The organism is Methanonatronarchaeum sp. AMET-Sl (genome assembly GCF_029854155.1).
Classification (GTDB): Archaea; Halobacteriota; Methanonatronarchaeia; order Methanonatronarchaeales; family Methanonatronarchaeaceae; genus Methanonatronarchaeum.
In genome coordinates this window covers 45,667-68,094 of the sequence record NZ_CP122958.1, presented here as the reverse complement: position 1 = coordinate 68,094, position 22,428 = coordinate 45,667, and the positions used below count along the sequence as shown (strand labels likewise).

25 protein-coding genes and 1 tRNA gene are annotated in these 22,428 nt (G+C 37.7%); 20 read left to right on the top strand and 6 right to left on the bottom strand.

The window, feature by feature from the left end:
• Window positions 1-80 precede the first annotated feature (80 nt).
• Window positions 81-470 carry a hypothetical protein gene (locus QEN48_RS00340; RefSeq protein ID WP_280108430.1) on the bottom strand — a complete coding sequence of 130 codons (390 nt, stop codon included), beginning with the start codon at window positions 468-470 and terminating at the stop codon, window positions 81-83.
• Window positions 471-631: 161 nt separating this feature from the next.
• Here QEN48_RS00340 and QEN48_RS00335 point away from each other — a divergent pair, with 161 nt between their 5' ends.
• The 11 genes from QEN48_RS00335 (at window position 632) to QEN48_RS00285 (ending at window position 8,146) form a co-directional block, all read left to right on the top strand.
• Window positions 632-2,011 carry a radical SAM protein gene (locus QEN48_RS00335; protein WP_280108429.1) on the top strand — a complete coding sequence of 460 codons (1,380 nt, stop codon included), beginning with the start codon at window positions 632-634 and terminating at the stop codon, window positions 2,009-2,011.
• A 93-nt stretch (window positions 2,012-2,104) separates the two neighbouring features.
• On the top strand, window positions 2,105-2,938 hold the full coding sequence (gene artA / locus QEN48_RS00330) for an archaeosortase A (RefSeq protein ID WP_280108428.1): 834 nt from the start codon (window positions 2,105-2,107) through the stop codon (window positions 2,936-2,938).
• On the top strand, window positions 2,935-3,543 hold the full coding sequence (locus QEN48_RS00325; RefSeq protein WP_280108427.1) for a phosphatidylserine decarboxylase: 609 nt from the start codon (window positions 2,935-2,937) through the stop codon (window positions 3,541-3,543). The genes artA and QEN48_RS00325 overlap by 4 nt, the downstream gene beginning before the upstream one ends.
• A 154-nt stretch (window positions 3,544-3,697) precedes the next feature.
• A complete protein-coding gene (gene pssA, locus QEN48_RS00320) occupies window positions 3,698-4,363 on the top strand; it encodes a CDP-diacylglycerol--serine O-phosphatidyltransferase (RefSeq protein ID WP_280108426.1) in 666 nt (221 codons plus the stop codon).
• Window positions 4,364-4,431: 68 nt separating this feature from the next.
• Window positions 4,432-4,505, top strand: a tRNA-Ile gene (locus QEN48_RS00315).
• A 208-nt stretch (window positions 4,506-4,713) separates the two neighbouring features.
• Window positions 4,714-4,884, top strand: a complete 171-nt coding sequence (locus QEN48_RS00310) for a hypothetical protein (protein WP_280108425.1) — start codon at window positions 4,714-4,716, stop codon at window positions 4,882-4,884.
• A 6-nt stretch (window positions 4,885-4,890) separates the two neighbouring features.
• On the top strand, window positions 4,891-5,265 hold the full coding sequence (locus QEN48_RS00305; protein WP_280108424.1) for a NifB/NifX family molybdenum-iron cluster-binding protein: 375 nt from the start codon (window positions 4,891-4,893) through the stop codon (window positions 5,263-5,265).
• Window positions 5,266-5,280: 15 nt separating this feature from the next.
• A complete protein-coding gene (locus tag QEN48_RS00300) occupies window positions 5,281-6,078 on the top strand; it encodes an Mrp/NBP35 family ATP-binding protein (RefSeq protein WP_280108423.1) in 798 nt (265 codons plus the stop codon).
• 13 nt (window positions 6,079-6,091) lie between these two features.
• Window positions 6,092-6,451 carry a NifB/NifX family molybdenum-iron cluster-binding protein gene (locus QEN48_RS00295; RefSeq protein ID WP_280108422.1) on the top strand — a complete coding sequence of 120 codons (360 nt, stop codon included), beginning with the start codon at window positions 6,092-6,094 and terminating at the stop codon, window positions 6,449-6,451.
• Between the two features lie 19 nt (window positions 6,452-6,470).
• Window positions 6,471-7,307 carry an ATP-binding protein gene (locus tag QEN48_RS00290; protein WP_280108421.1) on the top strand — a complete coding sequence of 279 codons (837 nt, stop codon included), beginning with the start codon at window positions 6,471-6,473 and terminating at the stop codon, window positions 7,305-7,307.
• The gene (locus QEN48_RS00285) at window positions 7,304-8,146 is read left to right on the top strand and encodes an ATP-binding protein (protein WP_280108420.1); all 843 of its coding nucleotides are present in this window, start codon (window positions 7,304-7,306) and stop codon (window positions 8,144-8,146) included. The genes QEN48_RS00290 and QEN48_RS00285 overlap by 4 nt, the downstream gene beginning before the upstream one ends.
• 82 nt (window positions 8,147-8,228) lie before the next feature.
• Here QEN48_RS00285 and QEN48_RS00280 read toward each other — a convergent pair whose 3' ends face one another.
• Entirely contained in the window at window positions 8,229-9,377 is a 1,149-nt protein-coding gene (locus QEN48_RS00280) for a sulfatase-like hydrolase/transferase (protein WP_280108419.1), read from the bottom strand.
• Window positions 9,378-9,523: 146 nt separating this feature from the next.
• Between QEN48_RS00280 and QEN48_RS00275 the strand changes: the two genes are divergently transcribed.
• Window positions 9,524-10,237, top strand: a complete 714-nt coding sequence (locus QEN48_RS00275; RefSeq protein ID WP_280108418.1) for an isoprenylcysteine carboxylmethyltransferase family protein — start codon at window positions 9,524-9,526, stop codon at window positions 10,235-10,237.
• 143 nt (window positions 10,238-10,380) lie between these two features.
• A complete protein-coding gene (locus QEN48_RS00270) occupies window positions 10,381-10,968 on the top strand; it encodes a flavodoxin family protein (RefSeq protein ID WP_280108417.1) in 588 nt (195 codons plus the stop codon).
• An 8-nt stretch (window positions 10,969-10,976) separates the two neighbouring features.
• On the opposite strand, the gene QEN48_RS00265 is transcribed toward QEN48_RS00270, so the two are convergent.
• Complete coding sequence (locus QEN48_RS00265; RefSeq protein ID WP_280108416.1) at window positions 10,977-11,507, bottom strand: DNA polymerase domain-containing protein; 531 nt, start codon at window positions 11,505-11,507, stop codon at window positions 10,977-10,979.
• A 1-nt stretch (window position 11,508) separates the two neighbouring features.
• On the bottom strand, window positions 11,509-11,907 hold the full coding sequence (gene tnpA, locus QEN48_RS00260) for an IS200/IS605 family transposase (protein WP_280108415.1): 399 nt from the start codon (window positions 11,905-11,907) through the stop codon (window positions 11,509-11,511).
• A 231-nt stretch (window positions 11,908-12,138) separates the two neighbouring features.
• On the opposite strand from tnpA, the gene QEN48_RS00255 reads away from it, so the two are divergent.
• Window positions 12,139-13,431: a transposase gene (locus QEN48_RS00255; protein WP_347985111.1), complete on the top strand. Its 1,293-nt coding sequence runs from the start codon at window positions 12,139-12,141 to the stop codon at window positions 13,429-13,431.
• Here the strand turns inward: QEN48_RS00255 and QEN48_RS00250 are convergent.
• Both QEN48_RS00250 and QEN48_RS00245 read right to left on the bottom strand, forming a co-directional pair.
• Entirely contained in the window at window positions 13,421-14,062 is a 642-nt protein-coding gene (locus QEN48_RS00250; protein ID WP_280108413.1) for a hypothetical protein, read from the bottom strand. The genes QEN48_RS00255 and QEN48_RS00250 overlap by 11 nt on opposite strands.
• Window positions 14,063-14,375: 313 nt before the next feature.
• Window positions 14,376-15,074, bottom strand: a complete 699-nt coding sequence (locus QEN48_RS00245; RefSeq protein ID WP_280108412.1) for an ABC transporter ATP-binding protein — start codon at window positions 15,072-15,074, stop codon at window positions 14,376-14,378.
• Window positions 15,075-15,432: 358 nt separating this feature from the next.
• Here QEN48_RS00245 and QEN48_RS00240 point away from each other — a divergent pair, with 358 nt between their 5' ends.
• From QEN48_RS00240 to purL, 6 genes are all read left to right on the top strand, one after another.
• Window positions 15,433-16,815, top strand: a complete 1,383-nt coding sequence (locus QEN48_RS00240; RefSeq protein WP_347985139.1) for an APC family permease — start codon at window positions 15,433-15,435, stop codon at window positions 16,813-16,815.
• Window positions 16,812-17,525 (top strand): hypothetical protein, encoded by a 714-nt coding sequence (locus tag QEN48_RS00235; protein ID WP_280108410.1) that lies wholly within the window; start codon window positions 16,812-16,814, stop codon window positions 17,523-17,525. The genes QEN48_RS00240 and QEN48_RS00235 overlap by 4 nt, the downstream gene beginning before the upstream one ends.
• A gap of 139 nt (window positions 17,526-17,664) precedes the next feature.
• A complete protein-coding gene (locus tag QEN48_RS00230; protein WP_280108409.1) occupies window positions 17,665-18,345 on the top strand; it encodes a heme exporter protein CcmB in 681 nt (226 codons plus the stop codon).
• 3 nt (window positions 18,346-18,348) lie between these two features.
• Window positions 18,349-19,020, top strand: coding sequence for a cytochrome c biogenesis protein (locus QEN48_RS00225; RefSeq protein ID WP_347985138.1), 672 nt, complete (start codon window positions 18,349-18,351; stop codon window positions 19,018-19,020).
• Window positions 19,021-19,083: 63 nt separating this feature from the next.
• On the top strand, window positions 19,084-20,166 hold the full coding sequence (aroC, locus tag QEN48_RS00220; RefSeq protein WP_280108408.1) for a chorismate synthase: 1,083 nt from the start codon (window positions 19,084-19,086) through the stop codon (window positions 20,164-20,166).
• A gap of 133 nt (window positions 20,167-20,299) precedes the next feature.
• Window positions 20,300-22,426: a phosphoribosylformylglycinamidine synthase subunit PurL gene (gene purL / locus QEN48_RS00215; protein ID WP_280108407.1), complete on the top strand. Its 2,127-nt coding sequence runs from the start codon at window positions 20,300-20,302 to the stop codon at window positions 22,424-22,426.
• Window positions 22,427-22,428 lie beyond the last annotated feature (2 nt).

Below are 22,428 nucleotides of genomic sequence, written 5' to 3'. Positions count from 1 at the left end.
ACATAAAATCTATGCAAAAAACAAGGTAAAAACACTTGTTAACAAGAAACCAATAACAAAAACCGGGTGGTTATAAAAACTTAATCCATTGTTTCAAGCGAAATAGCCATCACACCGTTATTGTATTTATATCTAGCTTTTTTGTTTTTCACTTTAGCTGGAAGTTTAACATCAACAGAATAATCCTCATACTTTGAGGGAATATACACATGTAATATATTTTTGTTATAGACACCTAGATGTACATCGTCTTTAAAGGCCCCAGGCGCTTCAACAAGAACCCTAACTCTATTCCCTTTCTTGAATACATCTACAAAAGGCTCTTTTTTACCTATTTTCTGGGAAGTATTTTCTTTATCAACTAATGAATCTTTATATCCATCCCTGAACTCTTTTTTCGCCCTCTCAAGCGAACCCCCCATCTTACGGAATATCTTTCCTAAAGACTCAGATAACCAATCTTCTCCCATAAAAACACACCAATATACTCCTAAACAAAACAACTCTATTACCTTTATTTAGGTCCTGAATACAAAAAACGTTTTTAGCTAAATAAAATAGAGGTGTTTCGCAATTAATCATTAAATCAATATCCGGATTTATAATAGATTAGAAACGATATTCATTATTGATGCCAACTGAAGTACTCCTAATCAACCCACCGGATTTTAAATCTAAATACAAAAAATATTTCAATATTAGGGCACCCCCTTTAGGTATCGCTTATATAGCTGCAGTTCTTGAAGAAAACCATGTAGATGTAGAGATAATGGATTGTGCCGCGGAAGACATTGGATATAAGGAGATGGAGAGACTTGTTGGTGAACTCGACCCATTCCTAGTTGGAGTCACAGCCACAACTCCATTAATACCTGAAGCATTAAGGTCTGTTGAAGTTGTGGATGATTCCTGTAACGCATACACAGTTTTAGGAGGACCACACCCTACTTTTATGCATGAAGATATTCTCCAAAACAATAACTCGGTTGATTTTATAGTTAAGGGCGAGGGGGAGTATACAGTTCTAGATTTATATAGAACACTTAGAGAAGGTGGTGACCTAAGTAATGTGGAAGGCATTGTATATAGGTCTGGAGGCTTGGTTGTTGAGAATAAAGAAAGGGAGTTGGTTAAAGATCTAGATTCCCTGCCATATCCAGCTAGACACCTATTGCCAATAGATGAATACGTTGTGTTTGATGAAAGAATGTCTATAACAACTATGATATGCAGTAGAGGCTGTCCAATGCAATGCTCTTTCTGTGCTTCATCAGCGTTACATGGCAAAAAAATCAGGAAAAGATCGCCAAAAAATGTAGTTGATGAAATGGAGTACGTTAAAAACAATCTTGATGTATCAACAATAGCGTTCATGGATGATACATTTACATTACTCCCTGAATGGGTTGAAAGATTTTGTAATGAATTAAAGGAAAGAGACCTAGATATCGGTTGGGGCTGTACAGCGAGAGTTGACAAGGCTGATAAAGAGCTTATTGAGTTGATGAGAGAGGCAGGATGCCACACGATATTTATTGGAGTGGAGTCTGGAAACCAAGAGATCCTTGATAGAGTGAAAAAAGGCACCAGTACCAACCAGGTTAGAAATATATTTGACACTGCAAATGATGTTGGAATGAGGACTGTTGCATCTCTAGCAATCGGATTGCCCGGGGAAACCAAGGAAACCGTTGAAAAAAGTATAGAGTTTGTTAAAGAAATAAAAGCCAACTACGCTCTATTCTCTGTTGCAACACCATATCCTGGCACAGAGTTCTATAAAAAAGTGAAAGGTGTCGGTGAGATGCAAGAAGATTGGGGGAGGTATGACCTCTTTTCACCTGTAGTGGAAACCACAGAACTGACGTATGATGAAATCAAGAAACTTCAAAAACAAGCTTTCAAGGAATTTTACTTAAGACCTACATATGTCATCAAAAACCTCATAGATGAAGGAATACCCTTCTATAAAGTGATGAAGGCTATTTTAAAACAATCTATGAAGCAATAGCGCTAGTAGATCCAAAAAAAAGTTTTTTGTGGAATTGGATCGGAATGAAAAAGGATTATTATTTCAAGGGAGAATGTAGTTTAACGTTTGGTTATGATTGATTATGGAAATTTTGTTTGGATTGCACTAGTGTTTTTTGTTTTGGCCACATCTCTATCTTTTCGTAAAAGGGAGGGCCGATTAGTACATCTAGTTGGTGGTGTTGGTTGGTTATTGTTTGGTGTTTATTGGCTATCTGTTCCAGAGGGCTATATTGAGATCCAGGATTATTTTAATGCAGTCTTAACTGGTTCTGCTTCTGTTTTGTCTTGGGCCGTTGCTTACCTTGAGTTTAGAGGTTTATGGAATGCTGAATTTAGGGATGAAGCGGTTTTTCTAACTAGATTAGCAACTATTGCAGGAGTTATTTATTTTCCATTTGCGTATTTATCTGCAGGAAGTTTTGATTTTCTCCAGGTAGTAGTTGCTCATAATACTGCTTTTATTCTTGATTTGATTGGGATGTCTGTTGAACGTTCTGGAACAACATTGTTGTATATAGATGGTGGGTCTATAACGAGCGTAAAGATTGTTTTTGCTTGTACTGGTATAGAGAGTATAGCGATTTTTACTGCAGCAATTCTTTCGTCTTTTGATACCATTATTAATAAGGTTAAGGCATTTATCACGATTCCAGTTATATATATACTTAATTTGTTTAGAAATGTTTTTATCGTTTATGCAACCGGTAATGATATATTTGAAGGTATGACTATATTTGGTATAACAGGTAGTTTTGGGATAGCGCACCATGTCATTGCTAAAATAGGGTCTTTAATAGCTCTTTTTATACTCGCATATTTTTTGTTAACTGTCTTGCCTAAACTCCAGGAAATGGTTTTAAGGGTGTTGATGGTTCCATATAAAATGTTGAGGGATTTGAAATGAAGGTGGCTAGTGAGGGAATAAAGCTATCGAGTGTTTTATTGGTTTTAGCGCTTGCTTTCTTATATCTAGAGTTTTTGTTTGTCGGTATGGTTTTTATAGTTCTTGGTTTAGCTGTTTTATTTTTCTTTAGAGACCCTGAAAGAGAGATTAATGGTGATGGCGTGGTTTCCCCTGCAGATGGCCGTGTTTTAGATATCAAGGAGGTTGAGGGTCGGCCTGTTGTATGTATTTTTTTAAGTCTTTTTGATGTTCATATAAATAGACTTCCTTTGTCTGGTGAGGTTATTGGTGTTAAACATCATTCTGGTAGGTATATTCCGGCTTTTAAGAAAGAGTCTGAGAATAATGAACGGAACGAGGTTTGTTTATCCACTGAGTGTGGTGAATTTAAAGTAGTTCAGATAGCTGGTTTTTCGGCTAGGAGAATAAGGTGTTATATAGAGCCTGGGGATAAGGCCGTTAAGGGAGATAGGTTTGGTTTGATAGCTTTTAGTTCGAGAGTTGATTTATATTTCCCTGAAGACTTTGATTTAAGCGATTTAACTGTTGATTCGGAGGATAGAGTGATTGCTGGGGTTACTAAACTTGCGGACCAACCTAAATAATCTCTATCTGTTTTTGGTTTTTATCTGGTTTTTTGATAAAACTTAAATATTTAAAAAATATTTGATTTAATTAAAAAATAGTTTATTTGTTTTTGTTTATCTAAAAAACTATTAAATAAAATAAAAATAGAAAAAACCAGGAAAGGACAACTAGATGAAGACAAACCTCAACATACCAGACATAATAACGCTAGGAAACCTAACCGCAGGTTTTCTAGGAATAATCTACTTAATAGAGGGACAGCCAATAATATCAATCAAACTAGTTGTAATCGCAGCAATACTAGACGGCCTCGATGGATTAACAGCCAGAATACTATATGAAGAAGGATCAAACCAGTTCGGCGTCCAACTAGATTCACTAGCCGACGCAACATCTTTCGGAGTTCTACCCGCCGCAATACTATACACAACAATAGACATAACAATATCAATCCCCTTAGCAATACTTTTTATAGCAACATCGGTCATAAGACTTGCAAGATTCAATAAAAACCCAACCAAAAAACATTTTCAAGGCATACCAACAACCTCTGCTGGACTCACACTAGCACTATACACAATATACTTCGAAGCAATAATACCAACAACAATCGTTGTAACAACACTATCCATCCTAATGATATCAAATATAAAATACCCAAAAATAACAACTAAACCAAGAATCATCGCAGGAATCTTATTAATTTTAGTTGCAGCCACAACAGGAACAATATTCACAATAACCTCAATAACACTCCTCTCATTAGTAACAGCATATATATTAATTGGACCAATAAAAACAACGATAATAAAGACTACAATAGCAGAGCAAAGATAAAGAATATAAAACAAAAACCCCAGACAAGACTTAAGAGAAATCAAATAAAATAAATTGTGGTTCCCAGAGGGCCTGTGGCTTAGGCGGTTAAAGCGCACGGCTGATAACCGTGAGATCCCCGGTTCGAATCCGGGCGGGCCCACTTAAAGCTATTATTTTTTGGTTTTATTGTTTTTATATGTTTAGCACGCGTTAAATCCTGTTTTTTAGTTTTGGCAACATGTAAATCAGTGTTTAATTTATTTTTAGATGTTTTATTTTGTTTTTTTATTTAGTGTGTTTTTGGTTTTTTATGGGAACCTTTATATATTTTTTACACATATGTGTTTTATGTTTGGGTGTTATATATAATGCCAAGAAGAAACCAAAAAAATAGACAAAAAAACCGAAATCGACCAAAAAACAGACCAACAAAATGTATATGCCCTAACTGTGGCTACAAAGAACAACATATACAAGGCAAACCCTGTAATGAAAAAAGATGCCCTGAATGCCAAACAAACCTAAAACGAAAAAGTTGATCAAAAATGAAAATAACAATACCCTCAGAAGGTAAAAAAATAAAAAACAATATCAGCTCCGTTTTTGGACGTAGTAAATATTTTATAACAGCTAAAACAAGTAACAACGAAATTATAGATTATAAAACAGAAAAAAACAAGGGAAAAAACCAAAATAGCGGAGCAGGAATAACAGCAGCTCAACAAATAGCCAAAAAAACACCAAATATTCTTATATGCAAATCAATAGGCCCAAAAGCCTACTCAATTCTAGAAGACTGGGAAATCAAAGTAATCAAAGGAATAGAAGGAACTGTTAAAGAAAACATCAAAAAACACCAACAAAACAAACTAGAACAAATCAAAGCCCCTACAAATCACACCCATTCAGGAATCAAATAAAAAGGTGAAATAAAAATGAAAAAAACAAAACAAAAAAACACTATAAAAACCATTACAGACCAAATAAACAAATCAATAGTAGTAATGAGTGGAAAAGGAGGAGTAGGTAAGAGCACAGTAGCCGCAAACATAGCAATGCAACTCTCAAATGAAAAAAACAAAGTAGGTTTAATGGACTGCGACATACACGGACCAAGCATACCAAAAATAATCGGAGCCAAACAAAAACCCACACAAAACAAAAAAACGATAAACCCAATAGAAACGGAAACCGGAATTAAAACAATATCAATCGGATCACTACAACCCGAAACAGACGAACCAGTAATCTGGAGAGGCCCACTAAAAATGAAAGCCATAGAACAATTTTTTACAGACGTAAACTGGGGCAAACTAGACTACCTAATATTTGACCTACCTCCAGGAACCGGTGACGAACCACTAACCATCGCCCAGATACTTCCCAACCCAGATGGAACAGTAATAGTAACAACTCCACAAGAAGTAGCACTACAAACAATAAGAAAATCCGTCAAATTCGCAGAAAAAGTAAACCTCCCAATAATCGGATTAATAGAAAACATGAGTGGATTCAAATGCCCAAACTGCCAAGAAACAACAAATATATTCGGTTCAGGCGGAGGAAAAAAACTAGCCCTAGAACTAGAAATACCATTTCTCGGAAAAATCCCATTAGACCCAGAAATAATGGAAAGTGGCGAACAAGGAAATCCAATAGTAAACAATAAAAAATCAAAGACCTCAAAACAGTTCCAAAAAATAACCGACCAAATAAAAAACAAAATAAAATAAAGGAAGAATAAAAATGAAAATTGCGATCCCAGTATTAAAAGACCAAGGAACAAAATCAAAAACCGCAGACCACTTTGGAAGATCCCCATACTTCACCATAATAAACACAGAAAAAAACCAAGTGAAAACCATACCGAACAAAAGCGAACACACAGGAGGAACTGGAAAACCACCGGAACTCCTAAATAAAAAAGACGTAGACACAATAATCTGCTCAAACCTAGGTCCAAAAGCAATCCAACTCTGCGGAAAAAAAGACATTAAAGTATACATAGGGGCCAGAGAAAACGTAGAAAAAACAATGGAAGCATGGGAACAAAACAAGCTTAACCAAGCAACAACCCAAAACGCCTGTCAAAACCACAAACACTAAAAAAAACCTAATGAGAACAATGAACATCTCAGTAGCAAGTGGAAAAGGAGGGACAGGAAAAACAACAATAGCCACAAACCTCACACTAACACTAAATCCCAAAAAAACCCAATTACTCGATTGCGATGTCGAAGAACCAGATTGCCATCTATTCTTAAACCAAGGCATAGAAACAATAGAGACAGTATATTCCAAAACTCCAGTAATAAACAAACAAAAATGCACAAAATGCGCCAAATGTGTCCAACACTGCCAATTCAATGCAATTGCCATGTCAAAAAAAGGAATAAAAATATTTCCAGAACTATGCCATTCATGTGGATTATGTAAAATAGTATGCCCAGAAAACGCAGTTAAAGAGAAAAAAAGACCATTAGGGAAAATAGAAAAAGGAACAAACCAAATGGGATTCTATCACGGAAAACTAAAAACAGGAGAACTGTTATCCCCACGCATAATAGAAGCAGTCAAGCAAAAAACAAAACCAAATAAAACAACAATAATAGACGCTCCACCAGGAAACGCATGCCCAACAATTGCAGCAATTGAAGGAACAGACTACTGCATACTAGTAGCGGAGCCAACGCCATTCGGATTAAGCGACCTAAAAAACTCAATAAAAATGTTAAAACAACAAAAAACCCCATACGGCGTAGTAATAAATAAAGAGGGGATAGGAAACAACGAACTCGAATCATACTGCAAACAAAACAATATACCAATACTAATGAAAATACCAAACGATAGAAAAATCGCCAAACTATATTCAGAAGGAATCCCATTCACCGATAAAAAACCAGAAATGAAAAAACAATTTAAAAAACTCTACAAACAGATCCAGGACACCATACAATGAAAAAAATAACAATAATCTCAGGAAAAGGAGGCACAGGAAAAACAACCATTACAGCAGGATTCGCAGCAATAGAAAAAAACTTAATACTCGCAGACTGCGACGTAGACTCACCAAACCTCCAAATACTCCTAAATCCAGAAATAAAAGAGACAAAAAATTACATAGAACTCCTAAAACCAACCAAAACAAATAAATGCACCAAATGCGGCAAATGCAGAGAAATATGCAACTTCAACGCAATAAACACAGAAATCGAAATAAACCAATCAAAATGCGAAGGATGCGCAGCCTGCGAATACATATGCCCAGAAAACGCAATAAAAATGAAAAACAAACAAATCGGAACAATCTACAAATCAAAAACAAAATACGGACCATTCATACACGCAAAACTAAAACCAGGCGAAGAAGCATCAGGAAAAATAGTAACACAAGTCCAACAATGGGCCCAAAAAACCGCAAACAAAAATAACACAATCTTAATCGATGGATCACCCGGCATAGGATGCCCAGTAATAGCATCAATAAAATCAACAGACAAAACATTAATAGTAACCGAACCAACAGTCTCCGGAATACACGACCTTAAAAGAATAATAGAATTAACAAAACACTTTCAAACCAAAACACAAGTATGCATAAACAAACACGACCTAAACCCAAAAAACACCAAAAAAATAACAGAGATATGCAAAACCCAAAAAACACCCGTAATAGGAAAAATCCCATACACACAACTAACAACCAAAGCAATGATAAACAAACAACCAATCACTGAATACACAGACACAGAAATAACCAAAAAAATCAAAAAAACATGGAAAAAACTCAAAAACTAACAAAAAACACAGAAAACAACAAAACAATAACAAACTAAATTATCCCGACTCAGGGCTAAGACCCCTCCTCTTTAGGGAGAGGTCACTTCACAGACTTATTAACTCTGCAAACATCATTCTCAGTAGCGAAATAAAAAACATCACTCAAACAATAATCGTAGAATGAGTCAAGTTTTTCTTTATATATGACTGGTTTTTCATACATCCCACAGGCATAACCATCCATTAATTTATTATTATCCAGATGGTTAACTCCAACCTCCCTTAAAATCATAGAGTAGATCTCTCTTAATTCAATAACATCTTTGATAACCTCTCCATCATCACCTGGTCTCTTAATCATTAAGGGAACATTTATCAAGTGTTTATTTGTGGAAAAATGATGTCCAAACTTACCTTCTTCACCAATCAACTCACCATGGTCGGAGAAAACAATGAACAAACTATCTTCATAAACCCCATACTCCTTAAATAGACCTAAAACTTTACCGAACAGGTCGTCAAGAAAATCAATTTCAGCATTATAAAGACGATTCAATACCTCCAACTCCTCCTCAAAAATCTTTCCTCCATACTCTAAAGGCATCGACTTTAAATCCCCAACATCAAGATTCACACCATGTCTTTTTTTGTATTTCTCCGGTGGATTATATGGATAATGTGATTCAACCAAATTAATATAACAAAAAAAATCTCGTTCACTATGGCTCTCTAAAAAACGTTTTATTGATTTAATTTGATCTAAAACACCATATCTATCTTTAGATGTATTGAGTAAATTAAGTTTAGAGGAAGACAAAATCAATTTCCTTTGAACATTATTTAAATTATTTTTCCCTAACCATTTCCAAAAACTATGCAGATACTTAGACTTATTAGATATAGTTCTTTCTTCGTCAAAATCCTTGGTAACCCCAGTAATTGGAGTTAACCAAGTGTTATTATGAATAATAGATGTAAAATATCCCTCATCCTTCAACTTAACAGGTAATAAATCAACTTCATCACCTAGAAATGGCTTTAATTGATTCCCTTGATGTTGCCATGGATATAAACCGGAAAGAAATGAAAGTTGTGACGGAAAACTCCAAGGGGCCTGACTAAAAGCATTCAAATAAACATCAGAAGATTTTGAAAACCGTAAAAAATTAGGAGTGAAATCGATATCACGGTTATAAAGAGACAGACGATCCCTCCTAACAGTGTCAACAACCAAAACAACAACATTCATAAAACATCAAACCCGATAAACCTACTAAAACTAAATACTTATTTTACTAAAAAACCCCCTCCCATAAAAAATGAAAAAATAAAATATTGAAATATAAATAAAACCAATATTAATACAAAACAATTCCTTTATAGGTTTTAAAGAAAATGGACTGGCCTAATTGGCGTAGAACTGGATTTATTGTATTGGCCTTACTGGCCTTATTGTCACTCCCGTCTTTTTATGAGCATGCACATTGGTTTATGATGGGTCATGTTGAATCCATGGTGGTCCAAGGTCGTTGGGACCTCGTTTTACTCAACATTGGTGTTTTCCTTGTCTTTTTGTTACCTCTTTCTTTCAGGAAGAAAATTGAATGGAAATCAATGGGGATATACACAGCCTTCATAGTTTCACTATTTATCGAAATGTACGGTGTTCCATTAACAGTCTATATCTCATCTGCAGCCGCTATCTCACCTGGAGGAGCACCACCAACACAAGAAATTATATTCTCCTTTACATTCCTGGGTCAATCTCTATCTATGACCTTCTGGAAGATTGTTGGAATGATAATAAGCCTCATAGGAATGATTATAGTCATTCTAGGCTGGATCACCTTATATAAAAACATAAAACAAAAAGAGCTTGTAACAAACGGAGTATATCGTTATTCCCGCCACCCACAATACCTAGGTATAATATTAATCGCAGTTGGATGGTTTATCCACTGGCCTTCACTACTAACCTTAGCTATGCTACCAGTCTTAATATATTTCTACTATAAACTAACGATCGATGAAGAGAAAGAGGTGATGCAATCCATCGATAACCCACATTTATATCAAAAATATAGAGAAAAAACACCCAGATTCATATAACAAAAATATAACACAACCCCCAATACCCCTCTATACTTTAGGTTGTTTGGAGCAGTCTGAACATCAATCGTTTTTTCTGAAAATATAGTTTTTTTGGAAAAACTAATGGTTTTTCCGGTTGTATTGGTTTTTTGGTGTTTATATTGAAAGCTCTGGGTTTTAATGGAAGTCCTCGTAGCGATGGAAACACTAAGATTTTAATTGAGAAGGTTTTTGATGAACTTAGAGACAGAGGTATTGATTGTGAGTTGATTCAGGTTGGTGGGAAGCAAGTTAGAGGGTGTACTGCCTGTTTGAAATGTTTCGATAACAAAGACATGAAATGTGTTATCGATGATGATATAGTTAATAAGTGTATTGGTAAAATGGCTGAGGCCGACTGTATTATCATCGGTTCTCCAACATACTACTCCGACTTAACCTCGGAAACAAAAGCACTTATCGATAGAGCCGGATATGTCTGTTCTGCTAACGATAATTTCTTACGTAGAAAAGTTGGTGCAAGTGTTTCAGCTGTTAGAAGAGCGGGCTCTATACATACCTTGGATTCTATAAACCATTTTTTCTTGATCAATGAGATGTTTGTCGTTGGCTCAAGTTATTGGAACCTTGGTATGGGTGGTGAGAAAGGTGAAGTGTCAGAAGATGATGAGGGTATGGAGACTATGAAGGATCTAGGTAAAAATATTGCTTGGCTTCTTAAGAAAACTAATGGTTCTCAAGAAAACTAATAGGTAGATTAGTAGTTTGCCTCTATATCGCATTGTCTTATTTTTTTATTTTTTATTTTTTTGGTTTGGTTTGGTTGGAGGGTTTGGTATGCGCGCTCCAATAATTTGGTGTAGTGGTTTATGTCGATAGGGCTTTCTTGTTCTACTAATGCTATTTTATCTCTGTTTTTTAGGTTTGAATTTCTGATTATGTATTTGATTTTTTTTCCAGGTTTTATTTCACTGCCTTTATCTCTGTATTTTATTAACGCGGCCTTGTTTCTATTCATTGTTTTGTAGTCTTCTATTTTTTTAGATGGTTTTGAGGTATATGCAAGTTTTTCTCTTGATATACAACCTTGTTTTATCTGTTTTTTGTATTTTTCTAGGAGTTCTAGGGCTTCTAGTTGTTTTTTTCTATATTCTTTTATCGTATCCGCTTTTTTAAGTAGTTCTAGAACTTCTTTTTGAAATTCTTTTATTATTTTAGGTGTGTCATGTCTACAGGCGGTAGAGGGAGAGTGCCTCGGGGCTTGACCCCGAGGGTGAATCCCGTCCACCCTACACATGTTCGGAATGATTGATATGCTTCTGAATTACTGTACTTGAAACATTACCAGCTGTTCCAACGTAATAGGATTCTTCCCAAAACCCACCACCCCAGAAATACTCTTCTAACAAATCCTCGTGATTCTTCCATGCGTCTCTTGCTGTGATGCTTTTCAACACTCGAATCATCTTGCTCGGTGAGTGTTTTGGGTGAGCAGAGACGAATAAGTGAACATGGTCGGGAGAGATGTGTAATGAGCGTATATCATATTCATACTCGGAACACACCGTCCGAATACTATTCTCAATAGTGGTTTCGACTTCTTCTAACACCGAGTGTCGATACTTCGGACACCAGACGAAGTGATAGTTGATATTGTATACTGTATGGTTCGAACGGTTCTCTGACATACATATAATTATTTGTTAAAATACTAATAGTATTTCTTAGATATATCCGCAAAATATATAACAGTTCAACATAAAGTATGTGTCATGACGCAACTGAATATCTCCGATAAAGTGCATGAAGACCTCGAAGAAATAAAAGAGGATGAAGACCACAAGAGCTTCGATAGCGTACTTCGAACGCTCATCCTGCACTACAGACACGTTCAACCAAATAACGAAGAGTAACTACCCATGACTCGAAAACAGCAACCTCTCACGAAAACTCTTGACTTTCAAATGGACATCGAGAGTGGCAACGAGGGAGTGCTGTACGATGGAACGCTTGAAGCAAGAAAAGCCTATAACGAAACCATCCAACTCGCTAAGCAAGGTGAAGACTGGGACGATATTGATGACATCGTAGCCGAGAAATTCGACCTTGTGAAGAATACAGCACAGCGAATCGTTGCAAAGGCACTGGGGGCGATGGAGAATTATTACGAGTACGACGACTTCGGAAAACCCAGTCACACCAAGGATGGATCGTATCCGCTTCGGTCGAACTACGAAGAAGGCTACAACCTGTCGCTCGCTGATGATGGGTGCGTCAAGTTCCGTGTTAGTGCGAAGCCGTACAAGCACGTCAAAGGAACCCTCAATGGGAGTGACCAACACCTCAACCTACTCCGCACGGCACTTCAAAGTGATGAGTGGAGTATTGGTACAAGTGAAGTTATATACCATGACGAAAAGCCTGAACTCCACGTGAACATTACTAACGAAGAGCTGACGATTCGAGACCAGCAAGACAGCAAAACCCTAATCGGACTCGATGTGAACGAAGATAACGTCGCTCTTTCCGCCCTCACAGAAGAAGGAGTCCAAGACTCAATTGTTATCGAGTTCCCTGAAATCAAGTTCGAACGCCATCGGTACTTCACAATCCGAAAGCGAGTTCAAAACGCCGAGAAAAATAGTGTTTTCCATGCACTTGGAGACAAGGAGAAGCGATTCGTGAACGATAAGACGCACAAATTGTCACGGCAAGTCATAGAGTGGTGCCAGCAGTTCGAACACCCATGTATCGTCCTTGAAGACCTCAAGGAGATGCGTGAGAACATCGACTATGGTACTCGAATGAACCGACGCCTACATCACTTGCCATTCAATCTGATTCAATCGTTCGTCTCGTACAAGGCAGCGTTCGAAGGGATTCCAGTAGCGTGGATTAACCCTGAGTACACGTCGCAACGGTGTTCAATGTGCGGGTACGCTGAGAAGGCGAATCGGAAGCGGAAGCGATTCAAATGTCTAGAGTGTAGTCATCAAGACCATTCGGATAGGAATGCAGGCGTCAATATCGCTGTGAAAGGCGTTGCGGAAGCAGAAGTTGATTGGAATGTGCCGACCCTCTATACACTCCCAGTGATTCGTACTGGAGAGTTGCGACAGTCGGCATCGGGCTGTGTGAACCAGCCGTCCGTGACCCACTCCACCGTTCGAGACAATACGGTCGATGGTGGAACTGGGAGTATTAGCAGTTAATCCACGGGAAGAAGCCTCGGAGCTCGACCCCGAGGTAGTTCACATCGACCTCTATAAAATGACTTAACCTTCTTTGAGCCTCAAATGGAAAACTAAATTCCCTGACCCCCTCAACCTCTACATACCTATCGATAGTTGTTTGATGCCTATCTAAGGATGGACAAAAACTCCTAACCATATCCCTCCAATAAACTTCAAAACAACCCTTGCTTTCCTGGATTTCAACAACATCATCTAAAAAATTACTCAAAACCTCACTAAAGCAACCTATCCCATTTAGGGAAAACATCACTGAGACAGCGTTTTTATCGATACAGATCTTCTGTAGCTCAGATAAACAATTCCTTAAAACCCCCATACTCTCTTTTTCATCGATTTCCTCATCTCTAAATAGATCAAAGGGCTCTAGAAAACAAACAACCCTGAAGTCCTGGCTCCATAGATTATCTATTATCCCACTGATTTGGTACGTGGTGAAGGCCCTGGACACCGGAACCTGTAGCACACTCTCCCTGCTAAGCCCTAACTCATCTCCCGCCTCTCCAATCAGATATGGATTGATACAACCACCTCCATCCACTATAACACTATAGCCAGCGTTACAGGCAACAAACCTATAAAAAACATCCATACATCCATCTCCACGAAACAAAACCAGATTACCGCAACTAAATGGAGAGGGATCGAGAAAACTATCAAGCCTTTCAAATCCAGTACTAAACATAATCAAAAAAAGATCTGACTTAAAACTAAAAATTGATTTCCAAGAGAGTGAATTGAAAATGAAAGTGAACTGCTTCGGGGTTGAGCTCCGAGGCTTTTTCCCGTGGGTTAACTGCTAATACTCCCAGTTCAACCATCGAACGTATCTTCTCGAACGGTGGAGTGGTTAACGGAAGAGCCGTCCACAAGCTCCAAGGCACTATCCCTTCTCATCTGTAGAACTAATCCATACTAAGATCTCCTTTAAGCGATGACCGATAGATACTTGGGAAACTATCCAAATCTATTTCATCCTTATTTTTATCGAATACAACTTCGCCATCGATAAGTATTGAGATAGAATCAGATAACTCAAGACCTCTCTGGATGTTATGTGTAGTCATCAAGACTGTTTTACCATCTAGGTCAGATAAGGTATCTCTCAACATCTCACTGGCCTGAAGATCTAGCCCCGTATAGGGTTCATCTAACAAGAGAATCGGAGGATCATGAAGCAAAGCCCTTGCAATAGATAGTCTTTGCTCCATCCCCCTACTAAAATCCTCAACCTTATCCAAACCCCTACTCAACAAACCAACTTTAGATAAAAGCTCCCTAACACGCCTGTCTTTATCCACACCATACATACCAGCATAAAACCTTAAATTCTCCTCACATGTCAACTTACCATAGAAATAAGATTGATGCGAAACAACCCCAATCTGAGACCTAACATCAACAGGATTCTCCCTTAAATCAACACCATTAACCATTGCCGTACCTAGAGAAGGCTCCATAACACTAGATAATATCTTAATTAACGTGGTTTTACCAGCACCATTAGGCCCAAAAACAGTTTTAAAACCATCTACAGATAAATTAACATTATTTAAAGCCCTAACATAACCAAAATCCTTTACAATATTTTTAACCTCAAGCATGACAAACACCGAACAAAAAACCCACAAAAAATGTTTTTAATACATATATCACTATCAAAATAATATAATCATTAGCATCTCTAAAACAAAAACCGGTTGTATTTCAACTTAAAACTGAGACTTCCTTACTGGGAAGAGGATGTTTTTTTTTTAAAAAATTGGGATTCCCAAAAAAATAAATAGGGTTTTGATTTTACATTTAAACTGCCTGTGAGATTTTTAGATTAATATAAAAACCTTTTATCTCAATTCAGGGCCGAGACCCCCTTCTTTCAGAGAGGGGAGGATGTCACCGGTCTTTACTGATATGGGGTTTTGGGTGGTGTTTGTGTCTGAGGATAATGATTTAGGCAATGGTGTGTCCGAGGCTATTCCTGAGGAGGATGGTGAGCAGGTTAGTGTTCATGAGGAAGGGGTTGAGCTTGAGAGAACAATTGGGTTGATGGGAGGACTCACTATTGGTATTGGAACTATGATTGGTGCTGGTATATTTGTTTTTCCAGGACTTGCTGCTGGTAATGCAGGGCCTGCAGCTATACTTAGTTTTATTATTGGTGGTTTAATCGCTTTATTGGTTGCATTACCTGCTTCTGAACTTGCTACTGCGATGCCTAGAAGTGGGGGTGGTTATTTCTTTATTTCTAGGGCGTTGGGTACTAAGGCCGGGGGGATGGTGGGTGTGTCTATTTGGTTTGGTTTGATTTTTGCTACAGCTTTTTATCTTGTTGGGTTTGGTTATTATGCGATTCAGGTTTTGTATGAAGCTGGTTTGACGATTGGTTTTGATCCAGTTGTGTTATTGGCGGTGTTTTTTGGAGTTTTATTGGTTTTAATTAATATTTCTGGGACTGAAAATACGGAGAAACTGCAGAATTCAGTTGTAACTCTTTTAATAGTTATTTTGGTTGTTTTCTTGATTTATGGTAGTTTAGATGCGGTTGGTGTTTTAGGTAGAGAGACTGTTCCGGAGGAGTTTGCGCCTTTCGGTATAGCCCCTGTTTTCTCAACAGCTGCATTGGTATTCACTTCATATCTTGGTTTTGCTCAAGTGGCAACGATAGCAGGAGACATTGAAGATCCAGGTAGGAATTTACCTCTTGCGATGGTTGGCTCTGTTGTGGTTGTAACTATATTATATGCGTTAACTATCTTTGTTGCTACTAGCGCAATCGATAGTGTAACTTTAGGTGGTTTTGGGGAGACAGCTATAGTTGAGGTTTCTAGAGAGCTTCTAGGGGTTTTAGGAGCGATTACGATTCTTGTGGCTGGTTTGTTAGCAACGATATCAAGCGCCAATGCCTCTATACTGGCTTCGTCAAGGGCTTTGTACAGTGTGAGTAGAGATAGACTTGTACCTCAAAAACTTAGTGAGATTAATCTTAAATACGGGACTCCTCACATAGCGTTGATATCTGCAGGTATATTTATAGTTGGTTTGGTTTTAGTAGGGCAGGTTGAGTTGCTTGCTGAAGTAGCTTCATTTCTCCACTTAGTTATGTATGGATTGATTTGTTTCTCTGTAATCTTCTTTAGAAGAACCTCTCCAGATTGGTATGAACCCGATTTTAAGACCCCTGGATATCCAGGGCTACCGATAATAGGAGGTATATCAAGTTTCGTCTTAATAGCCTTTATGCAGCCTGCTTCTAGATGGATAGGTATAGCAATACTGTTGATAGCAGGTTTGTGGACAGTAATCTACGCATCAGATGTAGAACTTAAAGGAGTATTGGAAGAATGACTAAAAAAGTATTAATTCCAATCGAAGTGGTTAAAAAAGAATCAGTATCCGAGGGAATTATCAACCTCCTTTCAGATATGGAGGTAATTCTCCTTGGGATACATGAAATACCTGAACAAACTGCAGCAAGTCAAGCCAGCTCCCAATACAAAGACAAGGTAGAGGTAGTTCTTGAAAACATTAAAAAAAGCTTTGATGAAGCAGGGGCAACAACCCAGACAAGACAAGCATTCACACACAATAAAAAAGAAACAATAGAAAGGATAGAGAAAGAAGAAAAAGTGGATGCAACAATACTACTAAACCCACTACCACCCTACCAAAAGGTGTTGATAGTATACAGATATCTAGAAAACCTGGAGAAATCTGGTGAATTTATTAACCAACTCGGACTTAAAGAACCTGAAGTTGGTTTGATGTTGGTTGATCCTGAAGAAACAACTCTGGATCAGGGCGTTTCAACATTAATGGAACATGGAATAAAACTAGAAAACATCACAGAAAGAATAGAAATCAATAGAGAAAATCTAGTTAAAGAGATTGAAAAAAGATCACCAGAGTACGGGTTATTGATTATAGGCAAGATTGGTAAAAGCCTGAAAGACCTTATATTAGGAGACATGGCTGGTAAAATAAAGGAAGCAACCTATGGACCTGTAATTCTTATAGAGGGAATGAGAGGAGTTGACAAACCAGAAAAAGAAGAATAAAAACCCAAAAACCAGTTTATTGGTTACACAAAAAAATATTAACTTTTGTGAGGGTTTGAGAGAGCAGTAACCCCTCTCCTTAGGTATAAAAGGATGTCAAATCGAATATATCCAGAAAAACCATTACCCGGAGCTTTCTATGAAGGATTATTTCTCTAAAACACTTCAATTGGCCTATAAAGACCTTTTAATAGAAATAAAGACTAAAGAAATGATAACATCAATGGCGGCTTTTTCCGCCATAGTAATAATCATATTAAACTTCGCCGTAACAGAAAACTTATCAAACAACTACAGTGAAATGTTCCCTGGCCTACTTTGGATAACATATATATTCGCCGCAATATTAGGTTTAAACCAGAGTTTCGCGTTTGAAAGAGAATCAGGTGCTATAAAAGGAGTGTTATTAACACCAATTGATTGGAGCGCCATATACATCGGTAAAACAATTTCAAACTACATAATAATACTATCTGTCGAATTACTGACCCTAATCTTCTTTATATTTCTATTCAACTTAACAGGAGTTATCACCGCATTACCCAAAATCCTTTTAGTAATAATTGTCGGGACATTTGGATTCGTATCTGTAGGCACCCTACTTTCAGCAATAACATCTTCAAGCCGACTCCAAACCATGATACTACCGGTCCTCCTATTTCCAATAATAATACCGGTTGTAATTGGATCGGTAGAGGCAACCACTATAGCTTTGAACAATGGAGAAAACTACCTACCATGGATACAGATGTTAAGTGCATATGCAGTAATATTCTTTACAGCCTCAATACTAACATTCAACTACGTAATGGGGGAATAAAAAATACAACAAAAAATCGATAAGGACAACCTATTAATACTGGCCACCACCATCGTTATGGCAATCACCATCTACCTAATCTTCATATATTCACCAACAGACATAGAGATGGGGGTCATACAGAACGTTTTTTATTTCCATGTAGCCCTAGCTTGGACATCATTCCTAGCGTTCTTCATAGTATTTATATCGAGCATACAATATCTAAGAAATGAATCCCGAAACTGGGACATAACAGCATATACATCAGCGGAGATAGGTGTGTTGTTCACGGGCCTAACTTTAATACTCGGATCTATTTGGGCAGAAGCAACATGGGGAGTATTTTGGACTTGGGACCCCCGCCTAACAACAACACTCATAATGTTTATAATATACATTGGATACCTAACCCTAAGACATAGCTTGGAAACGGAGAAAACAAGTAGGTTATCAGCAGTTTATGGAGTAATCGCTTTCATAAGCGTTCCAATAACATATATATCGATAGAGATATGGGATACAATACATCCAAGGGTGATAGAAATTAGTGAGGTGAGAATGGAGACCTCGATGCAGATAACCATGATCTTTTCTGTAATTGCCTTCACACTACTATACATAACTCTAATGAGAATTAGGAAGAAGATAGAAAAAGACAGAGACAAGGTATACAGAAGTAAAAAAATAAAATAAAAAAAGGTTTTTTAACTCAAAAAATAAGTTTAATCCAGTTCTAGGTACTTTGGGTGTTTAGCATTGTCTAATACTTTTGGTAACTTATTTAGCGTTACTACATTTGGAGAGTCTCATGGAGGCTCTGTTGGAGCAGTTGTAGATGGCTCTCCTGCAGGCCTAGAGCTCTCAGAAAAAGATATACAACTTGAATTAGATAGAAGGCGTCCGGGACAAAGTAATGTCTCAACAAGCCGTGATGAAAAGGATTTAGTGAAAATACTTTCCGGTGTTTTCAAGGGAAAGACCACTGGAACACCAATAGGTATGTTGGTTGAGAACAAGGACGTAGATTCATCTAAATATAGTCGTTTTAAATTGAGGCCTGGTCACGCAGACTATACATATGAAGCTAAATATGGATATAGAGATTTTAGAGGTGGCGGGAGGTCTTCAGGACGTGAAACTGTTGGAAGAGTTTGTGGTGGTGCAATAGCTAAAAAACTCTTAGAAACTATAGATATCGAGATATATGGACATGTAAAAAAAGTTGGTGAAGTTGAATCAAACCCCAAACCAAGTCAGATAAAGCGTTTTGTCGAAGAAAACCCTGTTAGGTGTGGAGACCCAGAAAAAGCCAGCCAGATGGAGCAAGAGATACTCAGAGCTAAAAATAAAGGCGATTCAGTTGGAGGAGTAGTTGAAGTTATTGCAGAAGATGTCCCACCAGGAATTGGAGAACCTGTATTCAAAAAACTCGAATCAGAGTTAGCTAAAGCCATAATGTCTGTTGGAGCCGTAAAAGGATTTGAAATAGGCGCAGGATTCAACTCCGCAACTATGCTTGGAAGTGAATCAAACGACCCAATCACAATTGAAAACGATGAAGTTAAAATGTTGGAAAACGATGCCGGTGGTGTTTTAGGCGGAATATCCACCGGTATGCCAATAATTTTCAGAGCAGCAATAAAACCAACCCCCTCAATCAATAAAAAACAAAAAACGATAAACCTCCAAAATAAAGAACAGATAGATCTAGAGATAGAAGGAAGACACGATCCATGTATATGTCCAAGAGTAGTACCCGTCCTAGAATCTATGGCAGCACTAGTTCTAACAGACCTCAGTATGCAGGCAGGGAAACTCCCACAAGACAAAATACCATAAAGAACAAAAAACCGAGATTTAGTTTTTTAAATAACGTGACCGGTACAAACTTGTATTTGTAGATATTTTTGAAGTTATGCTGTAAAGGTAGTTGTATTTGATTAGGTGTATGTTTAAATAAGAGGTGCATGTCTTGACACTTGAACAAAATGATTTAGATATTATAAAGAATAGATTGGGTAGAGAACCTAATAAGGTGGAAGAAGAGTTTTTCGTTAACTTATGGAGTGAACACTGTGCTTATAGGTCTAGTAGGCCTGTTTTAACCAACTTTGTTACAGATGGCGATAACGTTGTTATTGGTCCGGGTGATGACGCAGGGGTTATCAACCTTCCGAATGGAGAGATGTTGGCACTAGCTATAGAAAGCCATAACCATCCTTCTTATGTAGATCCATACAACGGTGCTGCAACAGGGGTTGGAGGAATCGTTAGAGACATATTGTCTATGGGTGCGAGGCCGATTGCCTTGCTTGATCCATTAAGGTTTGGAGATCTAGATAAGGAGAAGAACCGTTATTTGCTTGAAGGAGTTGTGGATGGAATCTCTGATTATGGAAACAGCATAGGGGTTCCAACTGTAGGTGGTGAGGTTGAGTTTGATTCAAGTTATAATGGGAATCCCCTTGTAAACGCTTTTTGTGTAGGGGTTGTGGAAAACCTAGTTACAGCTAAAGCAAAAACTCCCGGAAATTCATTACTTCTTGTAGGTGCATCTACGGGTCGTGATGGTTTAGGAGGAGCTTCATTTGCTTCTCAAGAGCTTGAAGAGGAGTCTGAAGAGGAGAGGCCAAGTGTTCAGGTTGGAGATCCATTTACAGAGAAACTATTAATTGACTGTATACTTGAGATGGCGGAAGAAAGTTTGATAGAGGCGTGTAGAGACCTTGGTGCAGCTGGTTTAGGAGGAGCTTCATCTGAGATGTGCTCACTAGGAGGTTTTGGAGCTGAAATTGATTTAAACAAGGTACACTTACGTGAGGAAGATATGCATCCTCTTGAGATATTGTTATCTGAGTCACAAGAGAGAATGCTTGTTGAAATAGACCCTGAAAACATCGATAAAGCACGTGAGTTAGTTGAGAAATATGACCTTGAGTCCAACGTAGTGGGAGAGGTCATAAAAGAAGAACAGTATATTGCTTGGCATAATGATGAAAAAGTTGTAGATCTACCTGTAAAGTTATTGACTGAAGAAGCACCCACATATAATCGAAATGAGAAAGAAGTTGATAGGTCTCAAGAGATTTCCTCAAGAACAACACCACCTGTTGAAGAAAGTTTAACTAAAATAATGGCCAATCCAAACATCGCTTCAAAAGAATGGATATACAGCCAATACGACTATGAGGTGCAGACAAGAACTGTTGTCAAGCCCGGTGCAGATGCTGCTGTTTTACAGATGGATGAAGAGGGGATAGCTCTAACTTCTGGATGTAATTCACACCACACATACCTAAATCCATTTATGGGTGGTAAAGGCTCAGTACTGTTAAACGCAATGAACCTCGCAACGATGGGTGCAGAACCGATTGCAATGGTTGACTGCCTAAACTTTGGAAACCCTGAAAGAGAAGAGATATATTGGGAATTCAAAGAAACAGTTAAAGGAATGGCTGAGATGGCCGATTCAATGGATATACCTGTTGTAGGTGGAAATGTATCTCTCTACAATGAGAGTATAGAATACGGCTCCACAGTAAAACCAACCCCTAACATAGGTATGGTAGGCTGGATACCCGATATCGAGCAGATACCCAGCATGGATGTCTCAACCGGAGACCATGTATACCTATATGGAGAAACAAGACCCGAACTAGGAGCATCACAATACTTCAAAGAGATATACAACTCTGTTGGAGAAAACCCACCTATACCCACAGACCAGGATACAGAGAACATAAAGAAAGTACGGCAGATTGTACGTGAAAACGATATCGCTACAGCTAGAGCTATTTCACGTGGAGGATTAATAACAGCTTTAGCAAAAACCGCTATAAAAAACAACGTTGGAATAAAAACAGACCTAACCGATGTACAGGGAGAGCTGGATAGAGAAGAAATATTTTTCTCAGAAAGCTATGGAAGGTTCTTACTGATATCTAAAAAAGAATTAGAGATAGAAGACAACCTACTATCACATATTGGACAGATCCAAAACAAAAAACTAGAGATACAGTTAGTTGAAGACAAATCCAGTTGGGGACCTAAAGAACTTAAAAAAGCATATAAATCAATAGAAAAACTAATGAAGGGATAAAT

What these genes read in the sequence shown, in the direction of transcription:
- QEN48_RS00340 (WP_280108430.1), bottom strand. Translation starts at nt 470, where the DNA reads ATGGGAGAAGATTGGTTATCTGAGTCTTTAGGAAAGATATTCCGTAAG.
- QEN48_RS00335 (WP_280108429.1), top strand. Translation starts at nt 632, where the DNA reads ATGCCAACTGAAGTACTCCTAATCAACCCACCGGATTTTAAATCTAAA.
- artA (WP_280108428.1), top strand. Translation starts at nt 2,105, where the DNA reads ATGATTGATTATGGAAATTTTGTTTGGATTGCACTAGTGTTTTTTGTT.
- QEN48_RS00325 (WP_280108427.1), top strand. Translation starts at nt 2,935, where the DNA reads ATGAAGGTGGCTAGTGAGGGAATAAAGCTATCGAGTGTTTTATTGGTT.
- pssA (WP_280108426.1), top strand. Translation starts at nt 3,698, where the DNA reads ATGAAGACAAACCTCAACATACCAGACATAATAACGCTAGGAAACCTA.
- QEN48_RS00310 (WP_280108425.1), top strand. Translation starts at nt 4,714, where the DNA reads ATGCCAAGAAGAAACCAAAAAAATAGACAAAAAAACCGAAATCGACCA.
- QEN48_RS00305 (WP_280108424.1), top strand. Translation starts at nt 4,891, where the DNA reads ATGAAAATAACAATACCCTCAGAAGGTAAAAAAATAAAAAACAATATC.
- QEN48_RS00300 (WP_280108423.1), top strand. Translation starts at nt 5,281, where the DNA reads ATGAAAAAAACAAAACAAAAAAACACTATAAAAACCATTACAGACCAA.
- QEN48_RS00295 (WP_280108422.1), top strand. Translation starts at nt 6,092, where the DNA reads ATGAAAATTGCGATCCCAGTATTAAAAGACCAAGGAACAAAATCAAAA.
- QEN48_RS00290 (WP_280108421.1), top strand. Translation starts at nt 6,471, where the DNA reads ATGAACATCTCAGTAGCAAGTGGAAAAGGAGGGACAGGAAAAACAACA.
- QEN48_RS00285 (WP_280108420.1), top strand. Translation starts at nt 7,304, where the DNA reads ATGAAAAAAATAACAATAATCTCAGGAAAAGGAGGCACAGGAAAAACA.
- QEN48_RS00280 (WP_280108419.1), bottom strand. Translation starts at nt 9,377, where the DNA reads ATGAATGTTGTTGTTTTGGTTGTTGACACTGTTAGGAGGGATCGTCTG.
- QEN48_RS00275 (WP_280108418.1), top strand. Translation starts at nt 9,524, where the DNA reads ATGGACTGGCCTAATTGGCGTAGAACTGGATTTATTGTATTGGCCTTA.
- tnpA (WP_280108415.1), bottom strand. Translation starts at nt 11,907, where the DNA reads ATGTCAGAGAACCGTTCGAACCATACAGTATACAATATCAACTATCAC.
- QEN48_RS00255 (WP_347985111.1), top strand. Translation starts at nt 12,139, where the DNA reads ATGACTCGAAAACAGCAACCTCTCACGAAAACTCTTGACTTTCAAATG.
- QEN48_RS00250 (WP_280108413.1), bottom strand. Translation starts at nt 14,062, where the DNA reads ATGGATGTTTTTTATAGGTTTGTTGCCTGTAACGCTGGCTATAGTGTT.
- QEN48_RS00245 (WP_280108412.1), bottom strand. Translation starts at nt 15,074, where the DNA reads ATGCTTGAGGTTAAAAATATTGTAAAGGATTTTGGTTATGTTAGGGCT.
- QEN48_RS00235 (WP_280108410.1), top strand. Translation starts at nt 16,812, where the DNA reads ATGACTAAAAAAGTATTAATTCCAATCGAAGTGGTTAAAAAAGAATCA.
- QEN48_RS00230 (WP_280108409.1), top strand. Translation starts at nt 17,665, where the DNA reads ATGAAGGATTATTTCTCTAAAACACTTCAATTGGCCTATAAAGACCTT.